Source organism: Paenibacillus vortex V453 (assembly GCF_000193415.1).
GTDB lineage: Bacteria > Bacillota > Bacilli > Paenibacillales > Paenibacillaceae > Paenibacillus_AQ > Paenibacillus_AQ glucanolyticus.
Genome location: NZ_ADHJ01000013.1, coordinates 141,006 through 162,887, shown reverse-complemented (window position 1 = coordinate 162,887; position 21,882 = coordinate 141,006). Strand labels below are relative to the sequence as shown.

The following is a 21,882-nucleotide window of genomic DNA, read 5'->3' as shown; positions in this document are numbered from 1 at the left end:
AGAAAAAAATGCATCTCCCTGTGGAGATGCGTTTATTGATGGCATGCCTATGCTGCAAAAGCCATCCCCGAGCAGCTTACCAACTATTCGGGAATATTCCCGCCGGCCACACGGTCGCCGGAATTCCCTGATGGATCGGTTACGCCATCATCTTCACCGGCATGGATGATGAGCGAGCGTCCCAGCACCGAGTTCGGCTGACCCTTTTCAAGGGTTCCATGCTGAATGATCATCTCCGCTTCCACGGTTCCGTCTGCGCCTACGACCAGATTCGGCATATCGCCAACATGGCTTCCTTGCGGATGCGCAAGGCCGTGGTGCTTATCTGTCGGGTTAAAGTGACCGCCGGCAGATTTGAAATCCCCACCCTGAATCGCATTCTCATGCACATGGAATCCGTGTTTGCCTGGCGTGAGACCGGATGCGGTCATCTTCACCCTCACCCCGTCATTGACCTGCTCCAGGGTAGCGGAACCAACCGACTCGCCCGCCGCATTGTACAGCTTGACCACAGGCAGCCCCAAAGAGATCGTCCGGGACGCCTGCTCCCAGTACACCGGCTGTCCAACCAGATCGGAAACCAATTCGCACAGGCACATAGGTCGTGCCGTTCTGAACAATGGAGTCCGGGGCTGCCGTCCCTTGGTTCATAAATTGACCGGCAGGTGTCGAGTGATCCTTGCCGTTAACGTAGTAGCTTATTTTCGACGTTGTGTGTTTAATCGCATCCAAGGTTCCTTCGGGGCTTGCAGCCGCCAACGAAATTCCTGAAAACAGCATGGCTCCGGCAAGAAATGCTTCGGCCATATGCTTCAACTTGTAGGTCTTCTTGTTCACTTCATCGCCTCCTGATGATGGTATTCATTCATCTCCCAATACCCTGCTTTTATACGTCTCAACCGCTATTTAGGGGATTTGGGGCTTTCGGCGTTGGTCATTGATTCCGAAGACACGTACAAGATAAACCATAAACTTAGCACCCGATTGTAATCTGAGCCTGCCGGAACATATAGGAAGCAGCCGCTAACAGCTTTAACGTCCCTCTGGTAAAACGAGCTCTCTCATCCGATCGGTAAGTTTGGCCGATGTCACATATACAGCTTCCTCCCCATCACTGAGACCGTAGATAAACTCACTTTCCTGGCCCTCTTTCCCTAGCCATAGCGGATGGCATACGCCAGCGTCTGAATCAAAAACAGGATGCTTGGTAACTTTTTTCTATAAGTCGAAAGTATTCAGTAATATTTCTTTCTTTTTAAAAAAACGTAGCTTTTTATAATTGCAATCTTTAACTATATATACAAATTATGTAGTATTATATTGTGATGAAAAAAAACAAAAAATTGTGTAATGACTGCTAATGCATTAACTAGTATTGCACCTAATACAGAGGATAAAACACAGTTAAAAAATAAATGGGGTAACTAAGGAGGATCAGATATGAAAACACAGATAGGAAGTAAAATGAAATATACAGTATCGGCTATTGTATTAATACTTGCTTGTTTTTTTATATTTTTCTTAATTAAATTAAATAACCAGGAATTAAAAGTTATTAATTTTCCAGCCTCATATATTAGTTATGATTCTGAAAGTGATCTCAGTAAAAGTGCCGATATTATTGTGCTTGGAACACCTGCTGAAGAATTTCAATCAAGAAAGCACCAGGAGGTAAGACATGAAGATGGGTCTTTAGCCGATTTCTATACTCTAACTGATTTTAAAATTGAAAAGTTTCTAAAAAAACCAGAAATCGTTCACCCTAATACTATTAACGATGAAACTATCACATTCACTGAACCAATCAGCATTATAGATAATAACGGTGAAAGAGCAATAATCTCCTTAGATGGATATCAAGAACTTGAGTACGGAGAAAATTATATTGTCTTTTTAAAGGATAATGGAATGGGAAATTATAGTGTGATTAATATGAATGAGGGGAAATTCAATCTTCAAAAAGATGAAATTTCTCAATTAAGTTCCCATGAGGATAAAGAAGCTTCTGACAGACATTCGCAAATTCGCAGAGAAGTTCTAAAAAGATACATTAATAATTAAATTTCAAGCCGTTGTTCATATTATATTTATCTCAGGCCCGTCAAGTAGACAGTGCAGAAAATTAAAATTAATTAAGCGGCCTTTCCCTGATTTCCATTGGACTAAGGCTGTTTAATTTTTCTTTTGGCTTAAGTGCCGTATACCATTAGTTCGTTCCGGAGAAGCTTCATTAACGATCTCTCTTATTTTCATATGGTGAGTAGTTTTTGAGCATCATATCTAGTCGTTTAATTACTTCTTTGAAGTATAAATTTTGGATACGTATGTTCCTATCAATGCCTATTAAGTAAGCAATAATAATAACTGCAAGTATTATAATTAAAATGTCCATAATTTCTCCAATTCTCCGTCATTTAGTAAATCATAAATCGACAAATTTTTTTCTCACAAAAAATATAAATGAACCCCCCGCACTTAATCACTTAATATTTCCAATCTATCATCCAACGTCGAATAAAACGTATTGAATACCGGAACAGCTTGTTCATCCTCGTTGTCATGATCCCAAAAGATCGTCAACCAATCTTCGAAGCTGGATAATGTCTTCACAATGGCTTTTGAGCTTTGACTAATAAACCCTAATCTGTATTCGTTATTAGGGGTTCCATCCTCACATATGAATACCCAGTGATCATTGGAATTAGCAACGGCATCAAACATAGTAAGAGAAATAAGACGATGGGAGGCAATAAATTCATCTGTCTCTCGAATGTGTACTTTATCGGGAAGATCCGGAAGAATCACTTCCCCGCCGATAGGTTCACAATCCAGTAAAAATATCCCATTAGAGAATTCGCTTACAAAAGTACAGAACGATTGTGGCAGCTTCATCCCTAATCTATCCTCGAATTCGCTAATATCCTGATGATCTGCAACCTCATATCTATCCACATCAGGATACCTTTTTTGAAAGCGATTCGCAAACTCTCTAACGTCCATCGCAATCACCCCTCTTATATTTAATTACTCGAGAAGTAGATAATAACTAGCTTTATTTTTCAAAAACAGAGTGATATGTTTTATAGTGCAATTCCAGCTGGCTGGCGATTTGAAGAAGGAGCGCATCCGCTCTCTTGATCAGGTTCATTAAATATGTAGGTTGTATTTTGCTGATGAGGGAGCTCTCATGTGATAAATAGGATATGGTCTGTATAAATATCAACGATTCTACGTTTAGTCCTGAATGCTTAGAAAACATCCGCAGTATATCATCTAACACAATATTGGATGTTGGTCGCCTTCTCTCCTTCTTTATATATAAAGCATTGAGCATGGATTCTAGTGCCCTGTTGCATAACAATAAACTGACATGAAGCAAGTTTTTGTCCAGGAAGTGCAGGGATAAGTTCATATATTCTTGAGAGGAAATAGTACAAAGAATCATCGTATCGTGGTAAGAGTAATCGGCTTCCTTCTGGAATGGTGGATTCGCATTTGGGTCGGTCTCACTTGCTACCATCGATTTCATGAATTCCTTCGCTCCCTTTTAACTAAGAAGGTAATCTAGTCATCCAATTTAGTATTTTTCAGTATCTGTACTATACCATTGTAAACATTTTGTAGGCAATAGCCTACGGAAATTCCCTTATAGAACCACATAAGATGAATTTAACTATCAATAAGGGGTTATAACGTGACTAATCATTGTAATAAATCGATAGAGTTACTTGCCTTCGGCAGGGCTCTTCGAAAGACTCGCAAAGAAAAAGAGCTCACCCAAGATCAGTTAAGCCTCTATTCCCGTGTGGACCGGTCTTACATTAGTGAACTTGAGAATGGGGAAAAAGCGCCTACCCTGCTCACGATTACGGCATTAGCAAGGGCGCTTCATGTTAAAGCATCGCTACTGATTGAGGGGTATGAGAGGGAATTAGAGAAATAAAATGTTAGTTTCCAGTTTAAGATTCAAGGATCTTCTGAATTTCCTTCATCAGATACGTGTAGGACATCGCCGCAGCACAGAACCAGATCGGATTGACGATCCTGATTTGGTTTAAGAAGAAGCTCGCCAGTTTCCTGCATACGATACTCGACATCTGTATGATTGGCCTTGGCACCACCTGCAATCTTTCTTACATTTGTAAAATAGACTTTCCGAAGGAACTCGTCCGCTTCTTCCTTCACGTCTTCATAACGCTGCTCAACTTCACCATATTCCGTGAATCCATGCAGGATTCCGTACGTCCAACGAAAGGAGTACTGGCCAGGTACTCCTTTCTTTTAATTATCCCTTCTCTCTTACAAACTACTGCAGGTCCAGCTGCATGATGAAATTCGCCCACCACAATAAGATCAAATTCGTCCGGTGCGAATGATTCATGATGCTTCTTCATCCCTAACCTGTAGATTGAAGCACACGCAATCCGCGTTCCCTTCTTTTTTGAGACCGTTATAGATACTAAAAGTTCGGCCTTTGCATTCATAGCCAGGTTCAACTCCATCCCCAGCGAGAACCTTTACTTCAGTTCCCCGTTCGATCGCATTAAGCGTTGTCGTCAACATCAATTAAATACACCCGCTCCTGAAACCCGCCTCGAGCTTTCGCCTTCTTCTCCCTCCAATCTTCAAGCTCTTCCCATGTTCGCCCCATGCACGACCGCCAACGCCCGGATAACCTCAAGCATATCTGCAAGTTCTTCCAGCGACTCCTTTGGACTTGGAGCAGCAAAGTATTCCTCCGACTCTTCTTTGAGCTTTATGATCAATTCTTTCTTATACTCTTCCTCATCCAAAATCCGTGTGCGAAATTCTTTGCCTGTAACTTCAATGACTTGGGGAATCAGATCCCGAATTAGCTTATTGTAAACCGGCATAGATTCTCATCCTTTACATGGTTAATTGTATATTCATATTGTATCTTACCTTAGAATTAATGAACTATCTTCGATTTCTATAGAAAAGAAAGAGATGCCCCTATGAATGTCAGCCTGCGAGCTCACGGGATGCACCCTCAAATCAACATAGCCTTTATATCACTCAAGATCCATTAGTCGCTCAATAGTCTCCCTTTTTTCCAGGTAAAAGGATTTGACCTTTTTTTACAATAGGCGCTACGTTACTTTCTTTATGATCCTGCTTACAGCCTTACTTTCCCAGAAAAAATACATTTTCTGTTGGTTGCAATAGTAATAAAAAAGGAGTAGACAAATTTGTCTACTCCTTAATACCGACTTTATTAATTTAATGAATATATTACTCTTTTTTTTGATCTAATCGCCGACGAAATACTAAAGCCGAGACAGCGAATATAACGAAAGCTACTGTTGAAGCAGCAGTAACCATCTTCAACACATCTCCTTTTGGGGATTCGAACAATAGAGCGACCGAGATGATTAAAACAGCACCAGTTAAACCCATTCCTAAAATCGAGATCGCCAAAATCTTATTCATCTAGTCACCTCACAGGTAATTGAAACAAGCTACCGCTCCAGCGATACCACCAGCACCAATAACTGCATATGCACCAATGCATGTCACACATATCGGAGCAGTTACTGGTGTCGGTACTGCACACGAACCGCCACACGCAACTGCAATGCTGCACGTCCCTGTTCTCGGTGAACGGTCGTATGCGGGAAACCTCGTCATAAACCTACTCCAAGGTAGCGAAACCCACAAGCTCCCCAACCGCATTGAACAGCCTCACCAGAGAGACGCCAACTAAGATGGTGCTTTTTTTTTGCCCGAACATTCACTATCAGGGCTTAAAAATAAATCCAGCCTTATCGCCCCATCAATTGAGGCCTTACATCCGTAAAGCCCTCACCCGGCTTACGCAGAGCTTCCAAAACCACCTGCGCATTATACCCGTCATAGAAATCATAGATGATACCGGACTCTCCGTTCAAAATTTGAACGATTTGCTTCAGGATGGGCAGCGGACTGACAACGTCGTCCACAGATACAGGCTGCAGACCGGTATCCTTGCCGCCCTGGTACAGGTTGCGCCAATTCTCCAATGCCAGGGTACCTTCTGCCCCGTGGATCACCAGGGAAACACGCTCCTCCTCTTCCCGTTGGTCGGTTCCCGATAGATGAATCTCAATTTCATCATGTAATCTGAGAACGGCCTGGACACTGCTTTCGGACTGATTGGAGTCCGGCGGAAACTCGATATCGCTCTTCACATGCGTAATCGGCCCGAACAATTGCTGGATCATCTGGATCCAGTGAATGCCAACCTCCAGCAAATATCCGCCCTGCTGTCTTGATGTGATCCATGGATTCTGCTGCCAGGCCCTCGGCCACTGCGGAAACTCCAGGAATAGGTCCATTCTGTGGATCGGGCCGATCGCCTGCTCCTCAAGTAACCCCTGCAGCTTCAGTACGGCCGGGTCAAGCGGAAGCGAGAAATGCACCGCATGGAGCCTATTTGCCTTCTCGGCCAGCTCCACCAGACTCCGGGCTTCAGTCAAGCTGTTAGCCAGCGGCTTCTCACAGAAGACGTGGATGCCCTTGTCGAATGCGATCCGGGCCACGTCATAATGCAGAGACGGCGGAACCGCGATATACACGAGATCCATGGACACCTCGTCCAGCAGCTGACGATAGTCGGTGTACAGCCGTGGACGAATCCCTGCTTCTGCGACTTCCCGCTCCAGACTGGATGCATCACTGTCGCAAATCGCGACCAACTCGATCTTATCCGCATATTGCGGCAGTAAGCGGTGAATCATATGCCGACCCATGTGTCCCAAGCCGATGACGGCCATTTTTAGTTTGCTCATCCTGTTCTCCTATTCCATTCACGATAAAATTTTGTCATTGAATGCCACGCCCTTATTATAGATCAAGGTCCAACTGCGCGTACACTCAGATATTACCATTCACTCCACACCCTTCAACGACTCAATCATATGAATCCGCGTTACTTTTTTCCGAAGCATGAGGTTGGAGATAAGGGTCAGGATGAACGCCAATACAACAGATGCCAGGATGATAACAAGGTTTAATTGATCCGGGATTTGCTGATGGGTACTCGAAAGCGCCCTGATGATGATGGAATAGACATAACCGCTGATCGGCAGGGCAACAATGACCGCAAAAGCGGTTAATAACATATTTTCAGAGAAGATCAGCCGGTTGATTCTGCGTTTGGGATAGCCTAATACCTTCAGGGTGGCAAGCTCGCGATTCCTTTCGTATATGTTGATGGAAGAGATCGTGTAGATGGCACCGAAGGACAGAATGACCGCACAGATGATAAACATGATGAAGATAAAGCTGTTTTGCTTCAGCATATATTGCGCTGATTTCTTGAGATCATCCTTGTCTGCAATGGCATCCACCTTCGGGTCTTGTTCAAAAAAGCCGCGAATGCTCGCCAGATCTGCAGCGCTCTCGACGCTCACTAACCGTGAGGAAGGAGCGTAATCGATCCCCAAGCTCTTCATGTAGCCCGGTGTGCTGTAGAATGACGGATTCGAATACTGTGTGGATATGTCCAGAACCTTCATATCGACGCTGGTTTGATTAAGCTCCGGTGCTGTAAATTGAATCCGGATCATATCCCCTTCGGAAATACGATACTGATCCGCGTAAGATTTAGGTACCAGCACCCCATGATCTGCCAACGATAGCCGATTCCCTTTTTCGTCATAAAAGTGGATCAGCTCATTCTCTTGCTCCGTAACCACAAGCGTAGCCTGTTCTTTGTTCTCCCCTTGGATGAATTCCACAGGATAGGTGGACAATTCGTAACTGTCTGCAATGCCAGGGGGCAGTGTTACCGTATCCGGGAACGATCCCGTGTAATAATCGACTCGTAAGTCATACGTATTTACCTCCTCAATTTGACCGGCTACCTGGAGCAGGGCCGTCTGCGTGCCAAAAGCCGTGATCAACAAAACGGTACTGACCACAACACCAACCGAGCTTGCGAGTGCTTTTTGTTTATTTAAGAATATATTTCTTAGTATGATCTTGTAGCTGTATGGCAGCCGGCGCCACATCCCGGGAACTTTCTCGATGAGCAGCTTCTTCATCTTCTTGGGCGGTTTCGGACGCATCGCCTGAGCAGCACGTTCTTGTAATATCGCTCTGCCGCTTAAATAACAGGACAGCATGCCAAAAGCGCTGGAGCATATCATCGGAGGAAGGAGTGTTAAAAATGAAAGGGTGAACGTCAGGTCAGGCAGGGAGTAGGATCTTCCAATCGACGTTGTTATGAGCGGAATGAACAGGGCGGCGGCGATGGCGTAACCCAGAATGGAGCCGATAACACCTGCCAGCACAGGGTAGCCCATGTAATGAAGCAGGATGCTTCTATTTTTCACCCCTAGTGCCTTCATAATACCCACTTGATTGCGCTGGGAATCGATCATCCTTGACATGATCAGAAACAGGATCACCGCTTCAATCAAGAAGAGAACGATCGGGATCACCCGGCTCATCAGTTTATTGTTATGGATCGTTTGATGGATTTGGGAATAATTGAAGGTCCGTTCTTTGCTCATCTGGCTTACATAAGGGAGTGAATCGGAATTGGCTTCAATGGCCTGCCCTATCTTGTCAATGTCGTAACCATCCTTGGCATCAATCAGGATCTCATTGTAAAAAAAGCTGCCTGCGATTTCAGATATGGTCTCCTCGGGGATATAGGTTGCTCCATAAGCTTGATGATCCTGGGTTTCGTTCTTTTTGGCATGCTCCACATTCTCATTCAGGCCGCTAATCGTGAACGTCATATCCTTGTCATTCACACGGAGGCTGAGGGGATCACCGACACGGTAATGATGCGCCTCGGCATAATGGGAGTCCAATAGAATCTCATTTGGCTTGGTTGGCATCCTGCCCTCAATCATCTTGGGCGTGTTAATTTCATTAGATGCAGGGATCGAATGCAGTGTTAGTGCAGCTTTAGCATCTTCAAAGGACTGTGTGGCATGAACGGTGTAACGCCCTTCGATATGATGAATGCCCTCCATACTGTGTAGACCAGCGGCGTCCTCCGCAGAGATTTGACTGTAAAATACGTTCAGATCGCTTAAATTATGCTCTTCAAAATACCCCTTCGTATAGGCGCTAAGATTGTCACTTAAGGTGACCAGCCCCGTGTAGAAAAAGGCGCCCACCGCGATAACCAATACAACGGCTATGAATTGTCCCATCGATTGTTTCATATCCCTTAATAATTTCAACGATAAAATCTTCATCACCACTCGATCCCTTCAACGCTTTGTTTGTGATCATTAATCGTGATGCTCTCGATCCTTCCGCTCTTGACGCGGATCACTTTATCCGCCATCGGCGCTATGGCCGAATTATGGGTGACCAGAACGACGCAGGTCTTCGTTTCCTTGTTCAAATCCTGAAGGAGCTTTAAGACTGACTTCCCTGTCACGTAATCCAAAGCACCGGTGGGTTCGTCGCAGAGCAGAAGTGCGGGATTCTTGGCAACCGCTCTCGCGATCGCAACTCGTTGCTGTTCGCCGCCAGAGAGCTGGGAAGGGAAGTTCTTCATGCGATTCGCTAGTCCAACCTTATGTAAAATATCACGGGCGTCCAGATGGTCCTTACATACCTCTGTCGCAAATTCAACGTTCTCCAGCGCATTCAAATTCGGGATGAGGTTGTAGAATTGAAATACGAAGCCAACCTGCTCCCCGCGGTATTCGGTTAATTTCTTCTCGCTCCATCCCGTAATCTCTTGATCCCCAACAAACACATGTCCTGAGCTGGCGGTATCCATCCCGCCGAGAATGTTCAAAATCGTGCTTTTTCCCGCCCCGCTGGCTCCTAAAATAACGACGAATTCCCCCTCTGATATGGAGAAATCAACGCCCGCAAGGGCTTGAATCTTCACTTCGCCGATTTGATATGCCTTGGTTACTTTTTTGAATTCGATTAACGTTGCCACTTCTTACATCTCCTCGTATTAAAAATTTCAGTTGGCCTTGATGCGTCTACTCTCTATGTTACACCCTACGTTACAAGAGACACCCGACAAGCGATGTATTCCATCATCAGCCTCAAGAAGGGTTTTGCTCAACTACTGGCTAAGGGATTTCCCCTCCATTCCTGAGGAAACACGAGCCTCAAGCAAACAAAGAACCCTTCCGAAGAATCCGGAAGGGCCCCTATCTCACATTGTTTCTCCTTCTGCGCTTACAATGGCTGAATCCGAACTGAATTTTCCAAAGGCGAAAAAAAAGACCGCCATCCGACTGAGGGATAGCGGTCTGTTCCATTCTTCTAACTGTTTTCCAAAATATCATTGAAGAGTTGTCCGCCACCATCGACATCAATGATTTTAAGGCGACTCGTGTTCTTGATAAAAATGGTCTTGTATTTCTCCTCACCGTCTGGGTTCGTGAGCAGAAGAATGCGTTCATTTTCGTTATCGGTTACCGTTCGAAAGGTATAATCTTGCGAATCTATATTCCGAACAATCACGTCATATTCGGGAAGTGCAGACCACGCGCCGTGGTCTAGGCTTTCCTCGGCTGATTCATTGTTTTGCTGCGACGTCTCAGTCTGCGCGGATTGTTCGTTATTGCCAGTGGCATTCCCGTCGTTATCCGCTGGGTTCGATTGGCAAGCCGTCAGCAGCGTTGCGGCCGTAATCACAATCAAAAGCATTTTGTTCATTCGAAGTCATCTCCTGTTGCGTTAGTGCTTTTTATTAGGTTATTTGGTGCGGCACCTGACCTATGCCATGCAATGAAACGCGGCTTAACTTAAAAGCGTCTCTGAAGCGAGCGTAAACCCTTCAATCGCGACATCTTCGTCCACTTCAATCATAATGCAGCGTTTACCTTGGTAATTAACCTGTTTGACATATCTTAAATCCTGCGGGCTAATCGAAATTGTAGCTACCTTGGTTTCGATCTTAATGGATTTGGAAGTAAACTTCGGCAGGACGCTGGTTGCTTTCATCTCATAGTTCTTGTTGTCCACGATCGTTTCGAATGCCCGCTCCACCTTCTCGGTTGTCACATCCTCTACGCCGCTTGCGTTCAGTACGCGTTCCAGATCTTTATAATCCAGCTTCGGAGGTTCTTCCTCCTTCGTCTCTTCGTTAATTTCGATCACCCGGTTGATTTCCTCGTACACCTGGGCAATGGTGGCTGAATCGAGCTGTTCGCCGGCTACTTCCTTGACGATATCTTCAAAGATCGCTCGCTCTTCTAGTGCCGTCACGGATCTTTCCCCGTTCAAGACCTGTTCGACAAAATGCGGATCCGGAAAATTCGATTTTCCCGTACAATACAAAATACGATTCACATCGGAATAATTGTCCGTCACGCTAGGGTACAGGAATCCTTGCTCCGGCGTACTTAACTTGATAATCGGATCTACAATGACATTGTACTTGAACTCCCTCTCCACATAATCGAACAGGAGCGTCTTCCGTTGTTTCTCCGTAGAATTCACACTGCATAAAATGAACGGATGAGCAAACACCTCGTTCTTCTCGCTCTCTTCCGCTTCATCGTTTCTCGCCTTGGTCGGCATATAATACTGTCCCCGAACGAACGTGACCACCATATCCCGCTCATATTTGGCATCCGCCAGCATTCTCTCGACAAGCATCAGCATCAAGTCCTGCCATTCTTCCGGGTCACCCGATACGAGAGCTTGGTGAAGCAGTACCTGCGCCGGTTCCTCCGCTGCTTCCTGAAACCTCAATTCGAACAATTTTTGATCCAGTTCGCCGGTCAGCAGTTTTTTGAAATTACCCATATATAACTCCTGCTTCTCCCGATCCACCAGCTCGAACGGCAGACGCTCCCAGTGATAGATTTCATTCGTTTCCTTCGTAATATAGACATTGAGAATATCGTAGATATTCAGTAGATCGTGATCCAGCTTGAATTGTTTGCGTATATTGGCGACTTCTTTTTTGTTCATAGCAGACTCTGCAGCTCCTTAGATATATTCTGGCTTAATTAGTATAGATTATTGGAACATAGATTTATCAGCGATCTTGCGGATTGTATTGCTGTGCCTAGGGTCAATTCTCCCGTGCACCTGATCTTCTATTGTGGCATATTTGAAACCCTGAGTCGAGTACATATCCTTGTGGGAATCCATATCAAAACAACGAAGGCTTCTCCTGTTCGATGCTGCAGATGCTGCAACACGCTGCATATAAAAAAAGATGACTCCTAGGGTCCATAAGCGGCCCTTTGAGTCATCCCTATTAGATCAAGATGATGTATATCCGGATTTAGTTGTTCCAATATTGCTTGGCAATCTGTTGACCTTGGTTGATCTTCGCCCATTGCTCGACTTCGCTTAGCTCGTTACCGCCATCGCAGGACGCAAAGCCGCATTGATGCGAGAGCAGCAGACGATCCTTATCAATGATTTTGGATGCTTCGTCAAGCAGACGGATGACGCGTGCTTCATCATCAAGTGTACTTGTTTTGGAAGACAGCAAGCCCAGAACAACCTCCGTTTCCGGTCTGTCCTTGAAAACCTCCAGTGCTTCAATCGAACCCGCACGATCATCATCCCACTCCAGGAAGAAGCGATCATATTTCAACTGCTTCAGGAACAGGTTGGCGATTTTCGCATAAGATCCACCGCCCATGTTGCGGGAATCATAGTTACCGCGGCAGTTGTGTGTCCACATTTTCAAGCCGAGACTATGACCGAAATCAATCACGGTATTATTAATATCAATAAATTCGGTGGCGAGACCCTGTACTTCCACTTGATTAATATGCTCCCCTGTGAACGGAGAGTTCGGGTTGTCGTCTGCAAACAGCTCCCACAAGCAATCATCGAATTGCAGGATTTTGCCGCCTGCCGCAGCGAATTCCTCCACGAATTCCTTATACGCCTTCACAAGGCCCGCTTTAAGCTCCTGTTTGTTCTGATAAACCGCATCCGTGCCGCCAATGTTATCCGACCAGGAAAGTTCACCGTAAATATGGGAAGGAGATGGGACGCAAAGCTTCGTCTCCTGATCGCCTGCCGTATCTTGGAGCTGTTTGAACAGCTTAATGAAGTGATGATTCTTTCCGCTCAGTGCGCCCGTAATGCGCAATCCAATATCTTTGCGTGTTTCATATTTCGATGTTCCGTCCACATCCCGGAAGAAGTAGCCATGGTCCGCGATATAACGCTCAACTCCGCCAAAACCCCATACAAAATCCAGATGCCACATCGATTTGGAGAATTCTCCGTCTGTAATAACCGACAGGTTATGCTCGATTTCCTTGTTCACGACCTGTGTGATCGCCTCTGTCTCGCACTCGGCATACCCTTCAAAATTCTCATAGAACGGATACTGGATATCATCACGATGCTCAATTTGCGTTTTATATTTCAGCAGCTCTTCGGGCCGCTAACAAACTTCCTACGATCTGGAACTTATCCGTCATGTACATAACCCCCTCGTTGTATAGCGATATCATATCACGACGAGCAGAGTTAGAAGGCATACCAAATGATCATAACTAGTTATAGTTAAAAGCTATAGCGAGAATGATGGCAGAGATTTCTATGGATACTGAATTCAACTGGATATCGTACAGGAAGACGTTAATGATGCAAAAGAACTGGATACTACACTGTCATACTTGGCGACGCTGATCACTATCTTGGAAAAAGGTAACGAAACTCGTGGGTGAGCAACAAAGTACGTTGGTCCTTCGCCATTTACGCCGACAAGAAGATCAACCGGGATGCCTACAAGGTGCCATAAATCAAGGAAGATTAGCGCGGCACGGGTATTCAGCCGATAACCGGCCAACTGGAGCAGTCGTTTCGATTGCAAACCTGACTGAGTGTTGGTCAATCGGAAGAGACTATCAAAGTGGTATGCCGCTGCTATACAACGGTGCCGACAGGCAAGACAAGTGTGTCAGTTTAAAAGAGGATAAGTTCAGATATTACTCCCGTGGCCGTTATGCTTGGAAAATGTCCGATGTGCAGCGCATTTCGGAGACGATTCCTGCGAAAGGGCAGTAAGGGTTCTGGAATTGGGAAGGGAGGCGGCATGACAGAAGAACCTGACAAACCGGCAGACTGATGCTCTGGAATTTATTGACCACGATATGAACACAAATTGACTCTAAAGTGACTCTAAGTTGAGCACCACATGAAAGTTTTCCCGTGATAGGATGTAACCATAGAAAAAGGCGAGAATGACACTCATGGCTGCATGAATGCGGCATATGACCGAAGAGTACCTCTTTTCGCCTTTTTTACTTAGTAAATCAGTATTACAGTCAGAATTAAGGTAGGTTTGAATATATAAGTTGTGGGGAGTTTGGGATTAGCGATAGTTTTTTTAGGCAGGTCAGGAGTGATGCCTTGACAACTCTTGCAGCAGCTTTTAAGTAGTGAGAAGTCCCATCCCTGTTGCAGATATAGCTAACGATAATTCTTATCTATGATTTCGACTGAAATATATGGTAGCTTAGAAATATGAATTTAATAGTGGAGGTTTACATGATGCGTGTTACAGCATTACTAGGAGCGGGTGCAAGTGTAGACATAGGTGGACCACTATCAGTAGACCTCACTTATAGGGTGAGGGCAAGAGTACAGGAAATATATGATCCTAAGACTCAAAATATCAACAGAGTGCCATTTTTAAATGAAGTTTCCACGAAATTGGATAATTATTTTTCACCAGAAAAAAGTCATTTTGAGGATATATTTTATGCGCTTGAAAGCCTCTCTTCATTCACACGAGGATGGAGACCAAGGACTATTAAAAAATTCAAACCTCATCTAGGATCTTTGTTGAGTCCTATTAATGAACGTTTTTTCGACGAATTGTTATTATTACATGCTAAAAGAGATTTGCTTTCAGAGGTAGGAGATGCAATAAACGGTTATGATAGTCTTTTTTATAGAAGAGAAAACTATATAGGGTATGAAGTTCTTTAAGAAGAAGCTGGTATAACGGACACAAACTTGACTCAACCTGCAAAATCACCAAAAGACGAACCCAATTACGGGTTCGTCTTTTTTTCTGATATCATTTGCTATGTTCAGACAATAAGTTGATCACGAGCTCTATCAGAGCATATTTCAATGTTTTGTTTTACGAACAACATCATGAGAATTGAGAAAAAAGAAATCAAAGAGAGCTCATGTTTTCCTATTCTAAAGTGGCCTACTCTTTTTGGTTTATCGTTTAATTTTTGAAGTAACTATACAAAATAAATCCTGAGTACTTTAAATCAAATCCATTTTTTATTGAATGATAGTTCTCAACTGGTACTCCAAATGAAAAATCCTGAATTCTCTTCAAATGCAATCTGCCCCAGTGGTATGATTTCTTTTTTGCTGGTCGTAATTTCAAAAAGGTTATTTGGAGTATAAGCATGTGATGTTCCATCTGCATTGAATACATTATTAGACAGAAAGACGCTATCGTCTTTATTGATCTTAGTTGATGTTTTAAAAGTGAAATATATATCATTTTCTCTATATTGAACATTCTCCAATATTATTTTCGTGTTATTTTTTTCTAAAATGGTTACTTCTACTTTTTTCGTGTTTTCAGTTTTATTTGCGATCCACTCTGGTTTAATATGAACATTTATTGAGACTGGTTTCTGAATTTCTTGAATTTCATATCCATTATTTTTTAACCTATTTTCAAAACCTTTAATTTGGTCTTTTTTTGAAAACTGCACTACAACTAAGATGATTATGAAGATCAGAATAAGCATGACTGATAAACCTAGAAGTGTTTTTTTACGCATAACTTCCCCCTGCAATTTAAATAAGTCAACAGAGATGCATAAAGCAGCTCTGTTGACTATAATACTCTAAAATAAAATTATTAAAAAGTTTTATCAGCATTACTATATGCTGGGAAACGGTTAGATGTGCTTGAGAAGTTTATTGTCACTCCATAGGTAGATCCTGTACCGCCAAACGATACACTTGAGATTCCAGTCGTATTCCAAGTATGTCCATAAAAGCTTCGTGCATACCCGTGGTAATTGGTGAACGTGCTTGAATATGTGGCTGAGGCTGCGAACCCTCTACCTAAATATGTAAAGGTACTTGGATTAACAGCAATAAGTTTGGCGTTGTCTTGATAATCAAAAGCAACTCCTTTTTTTCCATCCCCGTGGCTAGGGCTGGTTGACTCAAGTGTTCTTCCACTATGATCAGTAATATATGCAGAAGACCGTAGCATAACAGGAGCAGTGCCACTGGTATTATAGAAGGTAAAGCCCACTGTGTCATAAGAGCCTACATTTTTAACAGTACCTACCCACTCACCAAAGAAAGATGGGAGATCATTTACCCAGTTGTTATTGTTCCAACTTCCGCCACCTGTTACTGTCCACCTTTGTGTTTGCGCGTCGTAACTAATAGTTACATTAGACATCGAAATATCAGCTGCCTGGGAAAAAGGCGAAACTTCTGACTCGATAACAGGTGTATCTAATACATAAATATCATCTTGTTCAAGAGTTGCCTTCATAACTGATAGAGGCACATCAGATGCGGCCATTTGATTCATTTTTCGTTCTACTTCTTTACTTCTCTCATCTTTTTCTTCTTCAGTCAAGTTGGGGTTGTATTTACTTTCGTATTTTTTAACTTAGTGCCTGTTTTGCTGACAATGCATCAGAACTAGGGGAATCTGTTAAAGGACTACCCATAACCGACTGCGCAGAAAATATAAGAAGAAGAGGTGTTAATAAAAAGGCTTTTTTAATTTTGGATTTAATATTCATTGTTTTCCTCCTAAATAGCATGATTTGATTACTAATTATCCCTTATTTAGAACTGTATGTGATTACAATTTTAATTATAATATATATAATGTGTAAATATTGTCGAAAATTGTAAATAAGAACTAGGTATTTAGTTCTGTTTATGAAATAATAATCACTACCAAATGGTTTGAAAGATTTACTGAGCTAATTTGAATTTAGATTTACATCATATAACCAGCCTCTTTTCAATAATTGTGTTTCATATAAATAAACACACAGTAAAATGAAAAAGTTGGTATAAAAATATATTTTCTCAATTATTTAGAGTGTACTCCCTACAATGTAAGGAATCGACATCTCCAAATAAAAAAGCAGTACGTATTTAAGCTGCTTTGTATCTATTTAGAGTTTAAGAGTACCTCTTCATTTAAATTGGAACCAGTATTCTTCACATTGCCTCCCTCGACCTCCCTCGACCTCCCTCTCCTTTTATATGTGACCTTCTCTCTCTTTTGATGAAAATCAAAACAAGTTATCCAGGTAAGCCAGGATAACCGGCGAAAAAATTGAATGATACAAGAAACAATCCGAGATAATGACCATCATGCTTGCTTTCACGGTGGTTTTGGGAACAGTTTATTCAATTATTGCGGCTCTCTCTATAGAGGTCCTACTCTCAAGCTACTGGATGTTATACATATGACAACAGAAACAAAGGAACTGCAGGCACAGCGTGAGCGTTATAATAGCGGCCGTGATAACAAAGAGCTTGCTTCAAGGAACCGAGAAGCTTTTAAAACGATCTTGAACACTATGCAGCTTAATGATAATGCAGAAGTACCTATGATCACCGTTACTATGATGGATGTATCCCAACTATGATGATTTGGAGCATAGCATGACTGAAGATGAATCGAACTTTCGTATTAAGCTTCTTGAAAATGCAGGATTGATCTCAGTACGTGAAGCCTCATTTGGTGCTCAATACATCTATACTTATCATAATAGATTCTATTTTAATGAGAGACCAAACTATACTTATGTAGATACAATTGGGCATTCTTGGCAGACTAATGCTACTCCCAAAAATTCAACTGGTTAATACTATGTTCAAAACTTAGCTAGCCTTAAGAAGTGATTTTGGATTCAAAAGTATCGATCAGTCCTCCTTAACAGGAACTAAAGATGAAGTTGATCTTCGTGCTCTTACTGGCCAACATATTGGAACGCTGACTACAGAAGTTAGAATTCCAGTATCCGACCAAGGAAAGACAGCTGCATTTGCAAGTGCTTATGCACATTCACAAACTAATAGTTTGATTTATATGGCCTTAGGTGTAGCTGGTATAACTTTTGGTTCACAACCAGGAGATAAATGGGGCTGGCGAGATAGTTTCAAAATAGGTCCCCCTGCTCCTTAATTTTTCAATTCAATGAATTATAGTTTGAAATCTCACCCGTAGAAAATCGAGTAGGAGGGGGCGGCTAACCCCCGTCCTCTCACACCACCGTACATGCGGGTCCGCATACGGCGGTTCCAAAAGGTTAACAAAGCTCCAGATAACGAGAAAAGTAAACTTTTCAGCCCTTTCGCTACCCAATACGAAGTTGGAAGAGCGTTATTTGTGTTCCGAGACATTTCCCAGGCACCTCGGCGGGAATTTGCCATCCTGAAAGCTGCCCAGTCTGGTACGCCAAGGGCCCGTAATTCGCGCTGACGCGTCCGCACTCGTTTCCATTGTTTCCACAAGCACATTCGGAGTCTTCTCCGAATCCACTGGTCGAATCTCTCGCAGTGCTTCTTGGCAGAAGCTATCCGGAAATAGCCCATCCAGCCCATCAGGTATCGGTTCAATCGGGAGATTCGCTCTTCCATCTATATGGACCGGCTACGATTCGTTAGTTCTCGGACTTTCTCCTTAAACCGGGAGATCGTCTTTGGGGCCAGGCGAATCGTTGCCTGTCTGTTCGACAGGAAGCTAAAACCAAGAAATTTCCGGTTCCACGGCCTGTCCACTACGCTTTTGTCCCGATTTACTTTCAGTTTCAACTTTCCTTCTACAAAGTGAGTTATCGATTTTAGTACACGTTCGCCTGCTCGTTTACTTGCGACAAAGATATGGCAGTCGTCCGCATAGCGAACGAATCGCAATCCACGCTGGGTAAGTTCTTTATCCAAATCATCCAGCAGAATGTTCGCCAAAAGCGGACTCAGCGGGCCGCCTTGCGGTGTTCCTTCCTCCGTCTTCTGGCAAACTCCACCCTCCATGACTCCAGCGTTCAAATAGGCCCGGATCAGTTTCAGGACGCGCTTATCTGTTACCTTCCTTGCCACTCTAGCCATGAGGATGTCATGGTTCACTCGGTCAAAGAACTTTTCTAGGTCCATATCCACGACCCATCTCAAGCCGCTTTGGATATAGCGCTGAGCTTGCTTTACCGCATCGTGCGCTCGCTTTCCCGGTCTAAAACCATAACTGTACCAGGAAAAGCTCGCATCCAAGATCGGATTCATCACTTGCAGAAGCGCTTGTTGGAGAAAACGGTCCATCACGGTCGGGATTCCTAGCAGCCGCACCCCGCCTCCGGGTTTGGGGATTTCCACCCGTTTGACTGGCGCAGGTCTGTAAGCTCCCACCAGAAGTTCGGTTTCCACCGTCTCCAAGTATGTTTTCAGGCAAGCTTGTAGCTCAGCTACTGTTACACCGTCCACACCGGGGGCTCCTCCGTTTTGGACTACTCGTTTGTAGGCACGTCGAAGATTACCGCCTTCGAGCATTCGCTCCAACAAGTCATTCTGTGCTTCGCGAGAGGAAGCGGCGACTTGTGCCGACGAAAAACTCGGCACTCCGGCATACCCTGACGGCTTCACCTCTTCTCTTTGCCGTAAGCTCTCTTCCGAGATATTCTGCTGTCGTTGCTCTTCATGCGAACGCATCGGTTTCCTCTCTCCTTTCGGTTCAGCCCTTCCGGTTTCCGGCGTCCCGTACTATGGCTTCTGCTGACTCCTGCGGGTTCAGCGTAACCTTTCGGTTACGGTTACGAAATAACTTCGCGTTTTTTTTCCTCCCGCAGGCCTCCCCAGATAAGAACGCCATCTTTCTGCCCGCGACCACTGGAGTTTACAGAAATAGTCCTTTGGCGGCTTAGGATTTCGTTGTGTTTAGGCAACTCATCCGGCTACCTCTGCCTCAAATCCAGTTCGTGTACCTTGGCCCGTGCTTTTGCCTCCGGCTTCCTTCAGATTCCACCTCGCGGTGGACACCCTTGCCCTTGGCTAACGGTAGGCGCTCGCCAGCCCCCGTTCGGGACTTTCACCCTAGAGATGACGCCCATGCTGGGCGTACTGATAGTAACAGACTGGATTTTTCCAGTCTGTTTTTTTGTCAATGTCGCCTATAGACGTAATAAATCAACACTCTCTCATTTCGAAACAGACTGATAATTGCAGTTGTGTGGAGTAAGTGGAACGAAATGGTTCTATAGTAGACGACGATTGGTGAAGAAGAGAAAACCTTCCTGATGTCGAAATGTTATCGGAGATTTAGGAGGGGTGTAATGCAATATTTAAGACATCAAGCAGTATTCGGTGATCCTTATTGAAAGAATCCTATGATTATATTGCCGATTTTGAGTTCGTTAATGAAAAATCACCTGGAAGATTAACAGATAACGAAAAATTCGCTTATTTTTTACTTTGTCTAATGCTCATTATTCCAGGCATTGTATTTACGATATACTGCGTTTACTTCTATCAGTAAGTGATGATTAAAGCACCCCAGTGGGTGCTTTTTCTTTTGCTCTTATGCGACGAAATATAAGCTGTTTTAAGCCTGATTGTCAATTGTGGACGATTAGAAGATGACCAGAAAACTTCAGAGAGGGGGCATAGCCTGGCGTATGCTCCTATTTGCCTTGCATCCGTCTAGGGTCCAACTCAACTAATTTCAGGAAGGGCTCGGTGCTTTTAGTAGGGGCCTCTTTTCGTTTAATGGATAGCGTTACTTTCTTAAGGATGAGGATTGTTACAACATACATTATGAAGAACAGCAAATATGGCGTTGTCATAAAGCACTCACTCCTTTCTGGTCTTGACGAACTAACTATCGGAATGACCTAGCGTTTAGTTGCAACCGAAAACTGATTTTTTCAAGTGATGCAAAAGAGATTTTCATCAGCGGGCATCCCTACTATAGGTAGTCGTTCTTGCTCGGAGAAACGATGCGAGGGAATTTCCCCTTCAATTACTTATAAGGACATGTCCATGACTTTATTAAGGGGCCCTCAAAACATTTACGAGGTGATAGAAGTGAACATTCGAATCGTGCCGATTAATCAAATCAATGCAGCAGCTTACAACCCAAGAGTGGATTTACAACCGATATATTCAAAATATGGAAATTTGAAGCGTAGCATTGAGGAATTCGTCTATGTAGAGCCGATCGTTTGGAACAAGTGTACCGACAACATGGTCGGCGGTCATCAGCGGTATAAGATCATGGTCCATGAACAATGACATATGGAGTTGGCCGTGAGTGTCTTCGATCTAGATGATCAACAGGAACGTCATCTTAATCTCGCACTTAATAAGGTGTCCGGCTGTCAGCAGTTAGATGAATCAATTCTTTGATTTCTCGATTGGCCGAGAAGCTCCAGTCCCGTGTGATCGTGGCAGAGAACGTTAAAGGTAAGCTTATTGGTAAGGCAAAAGGATTCGTTAGTCTGGTCTTATAGGGCACGAGACAAATCGGATACAAGCCGCAGTTATTCCTACTTAATTCAGCAACGATAGGGGTCCCACAGAAACGTGAGCGAGTCTTCTTTGTGGCCGCACCGGAAGACACACCTTTCCCGAAACTTAAATTGAAATTCAATGAGGCGCCTATACAGTATAGGGAGATTCGGGCCGATCAGGGACCGCCAACTAATCCAGAAAGTAAGACTTTCCAGCGTTGGTACAAGAAACGTCCTCCTGACCAAAACATGGGAGATGTGACTGAACGCGAAGAGGGAAAAACTAGCAACTTCAACACTATACTGGTTAAGAATCAAAAATCGCGAACACGCTAGCCAACCATCCTACGCGATGACGTACCGTAACAGATCTCTGATACGGATATCATTTGGATGCAGATCTTTCCGAGCAACTATAATTTCATTGATTCGGATGTACATT

The 21,882-nt window shown here is 43.8% G+C and carries 22 protein-coding genes and 3 pseudogenes; 7 read left to right on the top strand and 18 right to left on the bottom strand.

Annotation, left to right across the window (positions count from 1 at the left end):
• Positions 1–83: 83 nt before the first annotated feature.
• Positions 84–512, bottom strand: coding sequence for a superoxide dismutase family protein (locus tag PVOR_RS31455; protein WP_234972792.1), 429 nt, complete (start codon positions 510–512; stop codon positions 84–86).
• Positions 448–837, bottom strand: a complete 390-nt coding sequence (locus PVOR_RS31450; protein ID WP_006208397.1) for a hypothetical protein — start codon at positions 835–837, stop codon at positions 448–450. The genes PVOR_RS31455 and PVOR_RS31450 overlap by 65 nt, the downstream gene beginning before the upstream one ends.
• A 603-nt stretch (positions 838–1,440) precedes the next feature.
• Here PVOR_RS31450 and PVOR_RS06835 point away from each other — a divergent pair.
• The gene (locus PVOR_RS06835) at positions 1,441–2,061 is read left to right on the top strand and encodes a hypothetical protein (RefSeq protein ID WP_006208396.1); all 621 of its coding nucleotides are present in this window, start codon (positions 1,441–1,443) and stop codon (positions 2,059–2,061) included.
• A 414-nt stretch (positions 2,062–2,475) separates the two neighbouring features.
• Here the strand turns inward: PVOR_RS06835 and PVOR_RS06830 are convergent, their stop codons facing one another.
• Both PVOR_RS06830 and PVOR_RS06825 read right to left on the bottom strand, forming a co-directional pair.
• The gene (locus PVOR_RS06830; RefSeq protein ID WP_006208394.1) at positions 2,476–3,000 is read right to left on the bottom strand and encodes an SMI1/KNR4 family protein; all 525 of its coding nucleotides are present in this window, start codon (positions 2,998–3,000) and stop codon (positions 2,476–2,478) included.
• 52 nt (positions 3,001–3,052) lie between these two features.
• Positions 3,053–3,529 (bottom strand): hypothetical protein, encoded by a 477-nt coding sequence (locus PVOR_RS06825; RefSeq protein WP_006208393.1) that lies wholly within the window; start codon positions 3,527–3,529, stop codon positions 3,053–3,055.
• 165 nt (positions 3,530–3,694) lie between these two features.
• On the opposite strand from PVOR_RS06825, the gene PVOR_RS06820 reads away from it, so the two are divergent.
• On the top strand, positions 3,695–3,943 hold the full coding sequence (locus tag PVOR_RS06820) for a helix-turn-helix domain-containing protein (protein WP_006208392.1): 249 nt from the start codon (positions 3,695–3,697) through the stop codon (positions 3,941–3,943).
• Positions 3,944–3,966: 23 nt separating this feature from the next.
• Here the strand turns inward: PVOR_RS06820 and PVOR_RS06815 are convergent, their stop codons facing one another.
• The 10 genes and pseudogenes from PVOR_RS06815 to PVOR_RS06765 all read right to left on the bottom strand — a co-directional run bounded on the left by PVOR_RS06815 (position 3,967) and on the right by PVOR_RS06765 (position 13,394).
• Positions 3,967–4,185, bottom strand: coding sequence for a hypothetical protein (locus PVOR_RS06815; RefSeq protein WP_006208391.1), 219 nt, complete (start codon positions 4,183–4,185; stop codon positions 3,967–3,969).
• Positions 4,182–4,502 (bottom strand): hypothetical protein, encoded by a 321-nt coding sequence (locus PVOR_RS30965; RefSeq protein ID WP_200860823.1) that lies wholly within the window; start codon positions 4,500–4,502, stop codon positions 4,182–4,184. Before PVOR_RS30965 ends, PVOR_RS06815 begins: the two co-directional genes overlap by 4 nt.
• Positions 4,503–4,543: 41 nt before the next feature.
• Positions 4,544–4,874 (bottom strand): annotated as a pseudogene (locus PVOR_RS06805) (nucleoside triphosphate pyrophosphohydrolase).
• Between the two features lie 379 nt (positions 4,875–5,253).
• Positions 5,254–5,451 (bottom strand): hypothetical protein, encoded by a 198-nt coding sequence (locus PVOR_RS06800; protein ID WP_006208388.1) that lies wholly within the window; start codon positions 5,449–5,451, stop codon positions 5,254–5,256.
• 332 nt (positions 5,452–5,783) lie between these two features.
• Positions 5,784–6,788 carry a Gfo/Idh/MocA family protein gene (locus PVOR_RS06795; protein ID WP_040680281.1) on the bottom strand — a complete coding sequence of 335 codons (1,005 nt, stop codon included), beginning with the start codon at positions 6,786–6,788 and terminating at the stop codon, positions 5,784–5,786.
• Positions 6,789–6,887: 99 nt separating this feature from the next.
• The gene (locus tag PVOR_RS06790; RefSeq protein WP_006208386.1) at positions 6,888–9,215 is read right to left on the bottom strand and encodes an ABC transporter permease; all 2,328 of its coding nucleotides are present in this window, start codon (positions 9,213–9,215) and stop codon (positions 6,888–6,890) included.
• On the bottom strand, positions 9,215–9,919 hold the full coding sequence (locus tag PVOR_RS06785) for an ABC transporter ATP-binding protein (RefSeq protein ID WP_006208385.1): 705 nt from the start codon (positions 9,917–9,919) through the stop codon (positions 9,215–9,217). Before PVOR_RS06785 ends, PVOR_RS06790 begins: the two co-directional genes overlap by 1 nt.
• 335 nt (positions 9,920–10,254) lie before the next feature.
• Positions 10,255–10,650 (bottom strand): hypothetical protein, encoded by a 396-nt coding sequence (locus tag PVOR_RS06780; RefSeq protein WP_006208384.1) that lies wholly within the window; start codon positions 10,648–10,650, stop codon positions 10,255–10,257.
• 84 nt (positions 10,651–10,734) lie between these two features.
• Positions 10,735–11,913 carry a DUF4317 domain-containing protein gene (locus PVOR_RS06775; protein WP_006208383.1) on the bottom strand — a complete coding sequence of 393 codons (1,179 nt, stop codon included), beginning with the start codon at positions 11,911–11,913 and terminating at the stop codon, positions 10,735–10,737.
• 319 nt (positions 11,914–12,232) lie between these two features.
• A pseudogene (locus PVOR_RS06765) lies at positions 12,233–13,394 on the bottom strand (cobalamin-independent methionine synthase II family protein).
• A gap of 1,072 nt (positions 13,395–14,466) precedes the next feature.
• Here PVOR_RS06765 and PVOR_RS06755 point away from each other — a divergent pair.
• Positions 14,467–14,910, top strand: coding sequence for a hypothetical protein (locus PVOR_RS06755; protein WP_138917774.1), 444 nt, complete (start codon positions 14,467–14,469; stop codon positions 14,908–14,910).
• Between the two features lie 326 nt (positions 14,911–15,236).
• Here PVOR_RS06755 and PVOR_RS06750 read toward each other — a convergent pair whose 3' ends face one another.
• The 3 genes from PVOR_RS06750 to PVOR_RS30565 all read right to left on the bottom strand — a co-directional run bounded on the left by PVOR_RS06750 (position 15,237) and on the right by PVOR_RS30565 (position 16,724).
• Complete coding sequence (locus tag PVOR_RS06750) at positions 15,237–15,734, bottom strand: hypothetical protein (protein ID WP_006208378.1); 498 nt, start codon at positions 15,732–15,734, stop codon at positions 15,237–15,239.
• An 80-nt stretch (positions 15,735–15,814) separates the two neighbouring features.
• The gene (locus PVOR_RS06745; RefSeq protein ID WP_138917773.1) at positions 15,815–16,555 is read right to left on the bottom strand and encodes a hypothetical protein; all 741 of its coding nucleotides are present in this window, start codon (positions 16,553–16,555) and stop codon (positions 15,815–15,817) included.
• A gap of 28 nt (positions 16,556–16,583) precedes the next feature.
• Positions 16,584–16,724 carry a hypothetical protein gene (locus PVOR_RS30565; RefSeq protein WP_160163978.1) on the bottom strand — a complete coding sequence of 47 codons (141 nt, stop codon included), beginning with the start codon at positions 16,722–16,724 and terminating at the stop codon, positions 16,584–16,586.
• Positions 16,725–17,405: 681 nt separating this feature from the next.
• Between PVOR_RS30565 and PVOR_RS06740 the strand changes: the two genes are divergently transcribed.
• A complete protein-coding gene (locus tag PVOR_RS06740; RefSeq protein ID WP_006208376.1) occupies positions 17,406–17,588 on the top strand; it encodes a hypothetical protein in 183 nt (60 codons plus the stop codon).
• 16 nt (positions 17,589–17,604) lie between these two features.
• Positions 17,605–17,808 carry a hypothetical protein gene (locus PVOR_RS30325; RefSeq protein ID WP_138917772.1) on the top strand — a complete coding sequence of 68 codons (204 nt, stop codon included), beginning with the start codon at positions 17,605–17,607 and terminating at the stop codon, positions 17,806–17,808.
• Positions 17,809–18,251: 443 nt separating this feature from the next.
• Here the strand turns inward: PVOR_RS30325 and ltrA are convergent.
• Positions 18,252–19,644: pseudogene (gene ltrA, locus PVOR_RS06735) on the bottom strand (group II intron reverse transcriptase/maturase).
• Positions 19,645–21,015: 1,371 nt separating this feature from the next.
• On the opposite strand from ltrA, the gene PVOR_RS06730 reads away from it, so the two are divergent.
• Positions 21,016–21,222, top strand: coding sequence for a hypothetical protein (locus PVOR_RS06730; protein ID WP_006208372.1), 207 nt, complete (start codon positions 21,016–21,018; stop codon positions 21,220–21,222).
• A gap of 230 nt (positions 21,223–21,452) precedes the next feature.
• On the top strand, positions 21,453–21,776 hold the full coding sequence (locus PVOR_RS32975) for a DNA cytosine methyltransferase (RefSeq protein WP_082834299.1): 324 nt from the start codon (positions 21,453–21,455) through the stop codon (positions 21,774–21,776).
• The last annotated feature ends 106 nt before the right edge of the window (positions 21,777–21,882 follow it).

Bases quoted from the DNA above. Each gene is read 5' to 3' on its own strand.
- PVOR_RS06790 (WP_006208386.1), bottom strand. From the start codon at position 9,215: ATGAAGATTTTATCGTTGAAATTATTAAGGGATATGAAACAATCGATG.
- PVOR_RS06800 (WP_006208388.1), bottom strand. From the start codon at position 5,451: ATGAATAAGATTTTGGCGATCTCGATTTTAGGAATGGGTTTAACTGGT.
- PVOR_RS30965 (WP_200860823.1), bottom strand. From the start codon at position 4,502: ATGGAGTTGAACCTGGCTATGAATGCAAAGGCCGAACTTTTAGTATCT.
- PVOR_RS06780 (WP_006208384.1), bottom strand. From the start codon at position 10,650: ATGAACAAAATGCTTTTGATTGTGATTACGGCCGCAACGCTGCTGACG.
- PVOR_RS30325 (WP_138917772.1), top strand. From the start codon at position 17,605: ATGACTGAAGATGAATCGAACTTTCGTATTAAGCTTCTTGAAAATGCA.
- PVOR_RS06825 (WP_006208393.1), bottom strand. From the start codon at position 3,529: ATGAAATCGATGGTAGCAAGTGAGACCGACCCAAATGCGAATCCACCA.
- PVOR_RS06750 (WP_006208378.1), bottom strand. From the start codon at position 15,734: ATGCGTAAAAAAACACTTCTAGGTTTATCAGTCATGCTTATTCTGATC.
- PVOR_RS06795 (WP_040680281.1), bottom strand. From the start codon at position 6,788: ATGAGCAAACTAAAAATGGCCGTCATCGGCTTGGGACACATGGGTCGG.
- PVOR_RS06775 (WP_006208383.1), bottom strand. From the start codon at position 11,913: ATGAACAAAAAAGAAGTCGCCAATATACGCAAACAATTCAAGCTGGAT.
- PVOR_RS06830 (WP_006208394.1), bottom strand. From the start codon at position 3,000: ATGGACGTTAGAGAGTTTGCGAATCGCTTTCAAAAAAGGTATCCTGAT.
- PVOR_RS06755 (WP_138917774.1), top strand. From the start codon at position 14,467: ATGATGCGTGTTACAGCATTACTAGGAGCGGGTGCAAGTGTAGACATA.
- PVOR_RS30565 (WP_160163978.1), bottom strand. From the start codon at position 16,724: ATGAATATTAAATCCAAAATTAAAAAAGCCTTTTTATTAACACCTCTT.
- PVOR_RS06740 (WP_006208376.1), top strand. From the start codon at position 17,406: ATGACAACAGAAACAAAGGAACTGCAGGCACAGCGTGAGCGTTATAAT.
- PVOR_RS06835 (WP_006208396.1), top strand. From the start codon at position 1,441: ATGAAAACACAGATAGGAAGTAAAATGAAATATACAGTATCGGCTATT.